Source organism: Mycobacterium kyorinense (assembly GCF_002101735.1).
GTDB lineage: Bacteria > Actinomycetota > Actinomycetes > Mycobacteriales > Mycobacteriaceae > Mycobacterium > Mycobacterium kyorinense.
In genome coordinates this window covers 23,066-29,275 of sequence record NZ_LQPE01000017.1, presented here as the reverse complement: position 1 = coordinate 29,275, position 6,210 = coordinate 23,066, and the positions used below count along the sequence as shown (strand labels likewise).

Annotated in this window: 9 protein-coding genes, 1 tRNA gene and 1 pseudogene; 7 read left to right on the top strand and 4 right to left on the bottom strand. The window is 64.3% G+C overall.

Annotated elements, in window-relative coordinates:
* Positions 1-153 precede the first annotated feature (153 nt).
* From AWC14_RS29400 to AWC14_RS29395, 4 genes and pseudogenes are all read left to right on the top strand, one after another.
* Entirely contained in the window at positions 154-1,104 is a 951-nt protein-coding gene (locus AWC14_RS29400; protein ID WP_069601550.1) for a WXG100 family type VII secretion target, read from the top strand.
* 22 nt (positions 1,105-1,126) lie between these two features.
* Positions 1,127-1,510 (top strand): hypothetical protein, encoded by a 384-nt coding sequence (locus tag AWC14_RS03220; protein ID WP_235216024.1) that lies wholly within the window; start codon positions 1,127-1,129, stop codon positions 1,508-1,510.
* Positions 1,511-1,559: 49 nt separating this feature from the next.
* On the top strand, positions 1,560-1,691 hold the full coding sequence (locus AWC14_RS29915; protein WP_268811726.1) for a hypothetical protein: 132 nt from the start codon (positions 1,560-1,562) through the stop codon (positions 1,689-1,691).
* 150 nt (positions 1,692-1,841) lie between these two features.
* Positions 1,842-2,147: pseudogene (locus tag AWC14_RS29395) on the top strand (tyrosine-type recombinase/integrase); the annotation flags it as partial.
* Between the two features lie 187 nt (positions 2,148-2,334).
* Here the strand turns inward: AWC14_RS29395 and AWC14_RS03210 are convergent.
* A tRNA-Leu gene (locus tag AWC14_RS03210) sits at positions 2,335-2,418 on the bottom strand.
* Between the two features lie 84 nt (positions 2,419-2,502).
* Here AWC14_RS03210 and AWC14_RS03205 point away from each other — a divergent pair.
* The 3 genes from AWC14_RS03205 to AWC14_RS03195 are packed head-to-tail and all read left to right on the top strand — an operon-like array spanning position 2,503 to position 3,966.
* Entirely contained in the window at positions 2,503-3,243 is a 741-nt protein-coding gene (locus AWC14_RS03205) for an LAGLIDADG family homing endonuclease (RefSeq protein ID WP_045383975.1), read from the top strand.
* A gap of 16 nt (positions 3,244-3,259) precedes the next feature.
* On the top strand, positions 3,260-3,640 hold the full coding sequence (locus AWC14_RS03200) for a hypothetical protein (RefSeq protein WP_045383972.1): 381 nt from the start codon (positions 3,260-3,262) through the stop codon (positions 3,638-3,640).
* Complete coding sequence (locus tag AWC14_RS03195) at positions 3,637-3,966, top strand: DUF3817 domain-containing protein (protein WP_045383969.1); 330 nt, start codon at positions 3,637-3,639, stop codon at positions 3,964-3,966. Before AWC14_RS03200 ends, AWC14_RS03195 begins: the two co-directional genes overlap by 4 nt.
* A gap of 74 nt (positions 3,967-4,040) precedes the next feature.
* Here AWC14_RS03195 and rdgB read toward each other — a convergent pair whose 3' ends face one another.
* From rdgB to AWC14_RS03180, 3 genes are read right to left on the bottom strand one after another with little or no spacing between them, the layout of a single operon-like run.
* A complete protein-coding gene (gene rdgB / locus AWC14_RS03190; protein ID WP_045383983.1) occupies positions 4,041-4,634 on the bottom strand; it encodes an RdgB/HAM1 family non-canonical purine NTP pyrophosphatase in 594 nt (197 codons plus the stop codon).
* Entirely contained in the window at positions 4,631-5,410 is a 780-nt protein-coding gene (gene rph, locus AWC14_RS03185; protein WP_045383980.1) for a ribonuclease PH, read from the bottom strand. The genes rdgB and rph overlap by 4 nt, the downstream gene beginning before the upstream one ends.
* Positions 5,411-5,428: 18 nt before the next feature.
* Positions 5,429-6,205 carry a cyclic nucleotide-degrading phosphodiesterase gene (locus AWC14_RS03180; RefSeq protein WP_045383967.1) on the bottom strand — a complete coding sequence of 259 codons (777 nt, stop codon included), beginning with the start codon at positions 6,203-6,205 and terminating at the stop codon, positions 5,429-5,431.
* Between the last annotated feature and the right edge of the window lie 5 nt (positions 6,206-6,210).

Below are 6,210 nucleotides of genomic sequence, written 5' to 3'. Positions count from 1 at the left end.
GTATTGTCCCAGTTCAGGAGGCATTTTCGTGGTTCCCACGCCGATCACCAACGACCGACCGTCCACGGATTCAGGCTTAGGCGAGCTAGCCAGGACGCGACCTCAGTGAAGGTTTCGATCAGTAGCCCCAACCAATCCCGCTAGACTCCGCTCATGGCGGCGCAGTTGACGACCGACCCCGTCGCCTTCGTGATAGAGGCCGCGAACTTCGAGCGCATCGCCGGGGAGTTGAAAGCTGAAATCACCCGCGTGGAACAGGCAGCCACCGGCCTAGATGAGTATTGGCAGGGCACCGCAGCCGAAGCTGCTCAGTCGGCAATCACCCGGTTCCAACAGGCTGCCGACGCACAGGTCCGAGTGCTCAACGACATTTCAACCAACATTCACACCGCAGCCGCGAAGTACACCGCGACCGATGATGAGCGGGCTGCGGAGTTGGCGTCGGCCATGGGCTACGGCATGGACGGCGATGAGAACAAGCAGCACAACGGGATTCAGCTTGTCGACTGGAAACAAGGACCAACTCCGACGCTCAGCCCCGGACATACAGACCAAGATGTCCGCGACGCGATCAAAAACTTGCCGAAGGGCACCGCCCCGTTCATCGCGGAGGTTCGCAGTGAGCAAGACCTTCGGAACTTGTGGAACTGGGCTAGCGAAGGTGGGACGCAACGCGCCGGAAGCAGCTACCCGGGAACCGAGCGGATGCTGCCTGACGGCACCATCGTAGGGATACGCGAAAGCGACGAGCACGGGCCGACGATGGATATCCGCACACCTGACAACACGTATACGAAGGTCCACATCAATCCATCACGGGGCGGCGTTCCAGACATTCCCGGCCGTGCGCCGGGGCCACCCGAAGGGGGATCGCCGGGTGCACGTGCACCGGAAGGGGCTGCGCCTGGGCCGCGTGCACCGGTTGGGGCTGCACCTGTGGAACCGCCAGCGCCGCGCCCCGCGCCCTCCGAACCGTTTGTACCCATGGGGCCGAGCGATCCAAATGCTTTTCCGCATCCTGTTCAGCCGCCTCATAGCCACCACGGTCCACCGGTACTCGGCAGAGACGACATGTCCGACCTGCCCGAATACGAGCCAGAATGATTGAGAGCCAAGGATTTAGCGAATGATTACTGCACGTGAGAAAGTACGCGACGAGCTACTCCTCGGCGCATTGGAGGGCGCGTTGCCGCTTACTGCTGTTGATTCATCTGTGACCCAATGGAACCCGTCGGCGTCCGCGACCGACGTGCAGAACGAAACCATAGCGGTGATTCGTTCCCTGGTCAGCGAAGGACTGTTCGTGCTAGGCGATCTGTCAGGTGAAGATGGGCGTTTAGTTACCTGGAACACGCCGCTCGACGAATTGATACAGAAGATTTCCAACGTCTACATCACTCAATATGATGACCCGCCTGCGTGGGTTTGGTCCGCTTGGATGGAACTCACCGACAAGGGCAGGCAAGTTGCACGGAAACTTGAAGCGACATCTAAAGATTCGCTCACTTAGCCGTGCGCTGATCGCCGGTTGGGTGGTCGTCGGGTTCACCATCGGCGTTGTGCTGTGGCTGTTTCCGATGATTGTTCTCTTTCCGACAATCCCGTACCCGGCTAGCGTGGTCGGCACCGCGCCCTTCCTGGAGTTGATCCTGTGGGCGGCATGGCTGGTGACGGCGCGCATCCGAGGCTAACAGGGCAGTAGGTTGACTGTGCTGCTGGGCGGTGTGCAAGTGGCGCTGGTGATCCTGGCCGGCAATTCGATCATCAACACGCCGCACGCCATCGCGTTCATTCCCGCCGCTCAAGGGTGACTTGCGGGATTCCTGCGTTGTCGTATCTCGGTGCATACCAATGCGGTCCAGATCGGCTCACAACACGTCGTCGGACCCACCAAAGGCCGCGAGGCCCGCTCGGCTCCGGTGCCCGAGTTCGTCTTGAACGAGCTATCGGTGCAGTGCAAGGGCGAGGCTGCCGACGATCCGGTGTTCACTAACCGCTATGGCATGTATCTGCAACGTCCGAAAAGCTCTGACCGCTGGCTGACCCTGGCGGCGAAGGCTGCCGGTGTGCAACAGGTGACGCCACATGACCTGCGGCACACGTGTGCATCGCTGGCCGTCAGTGCTGGCGTCAACGTGCTGGCCATGGCGCGCATGCTCGGACACAAAGACCCATCGGTGACGCTGCGGGTCTACGCAGACCTGTTCGACACCGACCTCGATGTAGTTGCTGAGAGCCTGCACGCCAGGTACTCGCCGGGAAAGTTTGCCCAAAATGTGTCCACGAAGGCCGGCTCTGGCAAGCAAAACACGCTCTGGCCTGCGCAAAAAGTTGTGCGGGCGGAGGGACTCGAACCCTCAAGCTCTTTCGAGCACGGGCACCTAAAACCCGCGCGGTTGCCGATTTCGCCACGCCCGCATGCCGAACGATCCTATCGCCGCAATCGGGCGAGGAACCTGTCGGTGCCGCGGCCTAGTTTGAGTTCCAACGCCAGGAGGGTTCATGAGATCCGCGGAGGAATTCGAAGCTGTGCAGCACCTCATCGCGGCCGGCCTGAACGACTGCGCAATCGCACGACAGACCGGCATTCCACGACCCACGGTGGGGGGCTGGCGGCAGCGGCCACCAACTCGAGCAAGGAATTGCAGGGGCTCGTCGGCCCGCGGTATCGATCATGATTTTGCCGCGCTCCCGGCAGCTGTGTACTGCTACTTACTTGGCCTCTATCTCGGCGATGGCTGCATCTCACGCCATCCCCGCGCCTGGCGACTAAGAATCATTCTCGACGCCAAATACCCTGCGATCGTTGACCGTTGTCGCGAGGCGATGGACGTCCTGATGGCAGGACAGCGGGCGGCGACGCTACGTCGTAAGAGTCGATGCGTCGAGGTCTCGCTGTACTCGAAGCACTGGCCCTGCCTTCTCCCACAGCACGGTCCAGGCCGCAAGCACTTGAGACCAATACGGCTGGAGCCCTGGCAGGAAGTACTCGTCAAGGAAGCGACCGAAGAGTTCATTCGCGGCCTGATCGACAGCGATGGCTGCCGAGTGGTGGCCAACGACCGCGGTGTCCGAAGCGTTCGCTACCACTTCTCGAACCGCTCCGACGACATCCGCGGCTTGTTTTGCACGGCGCTCGACGAGCTCGGCATTCCGTGGACACTGCCCGGCGAATACCAGGTCGCCATCTATCGCGATGCGGCGGTGGCACGACTCGACGAGTTCGTCGGACCGAAGCGTTGAGCGGTACCGTCTAACCGTGTCCACTACACGGCGTCGGAGATGGCCGCTTGTTGCGCTCGTCATCGTCGCTGCCTGCGGTTGTCTGGCGTTGGGCTGGTGGCAGTGGACGAGGTTTCAGTCGGCGTCGGGCACCTTCCAGAACCTCGGCTATGCACTGCAGTGGCCGCTGTTCGCCGGATTCTGTGTGTACGCCTACCGCAAATTCGTCCGCTACGAAGAAGCACCGCCGGAGCCGTCGCACGACCATGCCATGACAGAGATACCTGACGGACTGCTGCCGGAACGACCGAAACCCGTAACCCAAGCGGACGACGATCCCGCACTGCGGGAGTACAACGCGTACCTGGCCCAGCTGGCCAAGGCCGATCACCAGAAACAGAAGAGGACTACCACATGACGACACCGGGGACCGTGCCGGCAGAAAAGATCCGCACCGCGCTGCTGGGCTACCGAGTCATGGCGTGGACGACAGGCATCTGGCTGATCGCGCTGTGCTACGAGATCGTCTCGCACCTGGTCTTCCATCACGAGATCCGGTGGATCGAAGTCGTGCACGGCTGGGTGTACTTCGTCTACGTATTGGCCGCGTTCAACCTCGCGGTCAAGGTCCGCTGGCCGATCGGCAAGACGATCGGCGTGCTACTCGCTGGCACCATTCCGCTACTCGGCATCATCGTCGAGCACTTCCAAACGCGAAATGTGAAGGCGCGCTTCGGGCTATAGCCCGCCGACTGTGCTGTTTGATACGGCCACACCGGCGCGTCGCGTATGAAACCGCACAGTCGCGACGGCGCGGCTCAAAGCTCACGTAACGCCGGTAGCAACAGCCGCAGCGCGCGGCCACGGTGCGACGCTGCATCCTTCTCGTCAGGGCTGAGCTGCGCCGCCGTGCGATCCGAGCCATCGGGGATGAACACCGGGTCGTAGCCGAAGCCACCGTCGCCGCGCGGCTCGTAAGCGATGCTGCCCGGCCACTCGCCGCGCACCACGACTTCGCCCGACCCTGACACCAGCGCGCACGCCGACACGAACGCCGCGCCGCGGCGCTCGTCGGGCACGTCGCGCAACTGCGCCAACAGCAGCGCGGTGTTGGCGGCGTCGTCGCCGTGCACACCTGACCACCGCGCCGACAGCACCCCCGGCATGCCATTCAACGCGTCCACTTCCAGCCCGGAGTCGTCGGCGACGCACGGCAACCCCGTCGCGGCAAACGCATCGCGGGCCTTGGCCAGCGCGTTATCTTCAAATGTGGCACCGGTTTCCGGCGCTTCGTCGAACGGCGCGACGTCGTTGAGTGAAACCAACTCCAACGTCAGCCCGGCCGCATCCAGCACCCGCCGCAGCTCGGCCAGCTTCTTCGGGTTGCGGCTGGCGACCAGCAGCCGGGTCAGCTTCCGAACGCCTTCTGCGGCGGGGGGCCTTCGGGCAGCACACCGGGATACGGCAACGCCAACGCGTCGCGTTGCGCGGCGAACAGCTTGTCGCACGCGCCCAGCGCGGCGTCGAGCAGCTTGTCCAGCGTCGAGCGCGGGAACGTCGCACCCTCGCCGGTCCCCTGCACCTCGACCAGCGTCCCGGTGTCGGTGGCGACGACGTTCATGTCGACCTCGGCGCGCGCGTCCTCCTCGTAGGGCAGATCCACCCTGATGCGACCGTCGACCACGCCGACGCTGACCGCGGCGATCGCGCACGACACCGGCCGCGGATCGGACAGTTTGCCGGCCGCCGACAGGTAGGTCACCGCGTCCGCCAGTGCGACGTACGCACCGGTGATCGCGGCAGTGCGGGTGCCGCCATCGGCCTGCAGCACGTCGCAGTCGACCGCAATTGTGTTCTCCCCCAACGCCGCAAGGTCGATGCAGGCCCGCAGCGACCGTCCGATCAGCCGGCTGATCTCCTGGGTGCGGCCGGACAGGCGGCCTTTCACCGATTCGCGGTCGCCGCGGGTGTGGGTGGCCGCCGGCAGCATCGCGTATTCGGCAGTGAGCCAACCCAAACCGGACCCTTTGCGCCAGCGCGGCACGCCCTCGATGACGCTTGCCGTGCACATGACTTTGGTGTGGCCGAATTCGACCAACACCGAACCCGCCGGATGTGAGGTGAAGCCGCGGGTGATGACCACCGGGCGAAGCTCGTCGTCGAGGCGGCCGTCTTCTCGTCTGGACACGCCGCCCACCCTAACCGTTCAGCTCGTAGGGCTGCCCGAGTGCAGGATCTCGAAGGTCTCGCCGCACACCACCGCATGCACCGGCCCGTCGAACTCGGCCTTGGCCTCGCTGATCACGTCCTCGCGGGATGTCCACGGCGGGATGTGGGTGAGCAGCAGCTCCCGCACACCGGCCTCCGCCGCGGCCCGGCCCGCCTCGGTGCCGGACAGGTGCAGGCCGCCGGGACGATGCGGCGAGTGCGTCCACGACGCCTCGCACAGGAAAACGTCGGCGTCGCGGGCCAGCTCGATGAGCGCGTCGCAGTAGCCGGTGTCGCCGCTGTAGACGAACGACACTCCGTCGGGATCGGTGAACCGCAGGCCATACGACTCGGTCGGGTGCGCCACCACCCGCGGCAGCACCGTCAGCGTGCCCAACGTCACCGGCTCGTTGTCCACCCAGTGGTGGATGTCGAAGATGTCGGAGAAGTCGTCGATCTCCCCGCCGTACGGCGAGGACGCCGCGCCCAGCCGCGACCAGGTGTCGCTCGGGCCGTACATCAACGCCTTGCCCGTCGGCGGCGTCGGGTGGTAGCGGCGCCACACGAACAGTCCCGGCAAATCGAGGCAGTGGTCGGCATGCAGATGCGACAACAACACATGCACCGAGCTTGGATCGGTTTGGTGTTGCAGCGCCCCCAGGACGCCTCCCCCGAAGTCGATGACCAGCGGTGGAGTGTCCGGCGCCCGCAGCAGATATCCCGATGCCGGCGAATCAGGACCCACCACGCTGCCGGAGCAGCCGAGGACGGTCATTCGCA

Excerpts from the sequence above, each read along its gene's own strand:
- AWC14_RS29400 (WP_069601550.1), top strand. The coding sequence starts at position 154 with ATGGCGGCGCAGTTGACGACCGACCCCGTCGCCTTCGTGATAGAGGCC.
- AWC14_RS03220 (WP_235216024.1), top strand. The coding sequence starts at position 1,127 with ATGATTACTGCACGTGAGAAAGTACGCGACGAGCTACTCCTCGGCGCA.
- AWC14_RS03205 (WP_045383975.1), top strand. The coding sequence starts at position 2,503 with ATGAGATCCGCGGAGGAATTCGAAGCTGTGCAGCACCTCATCGCGGCC.
- AWC14_RS03195 (WP_045383969.1), top strand. The coding sequence starts at position 3,637 with ATGACGACACCGGGGACCGTGCCGGCAGAAAAGATCCGCACCGCGCTG.
- AWC14_RS03180 (WP_045383967.1), bottom strand. The coding sequence starts at position 6,205 with ATGACCGTCCTCGGCTGCTCCGGCAGCGTGGTGGGTCCTGATTCGCCG.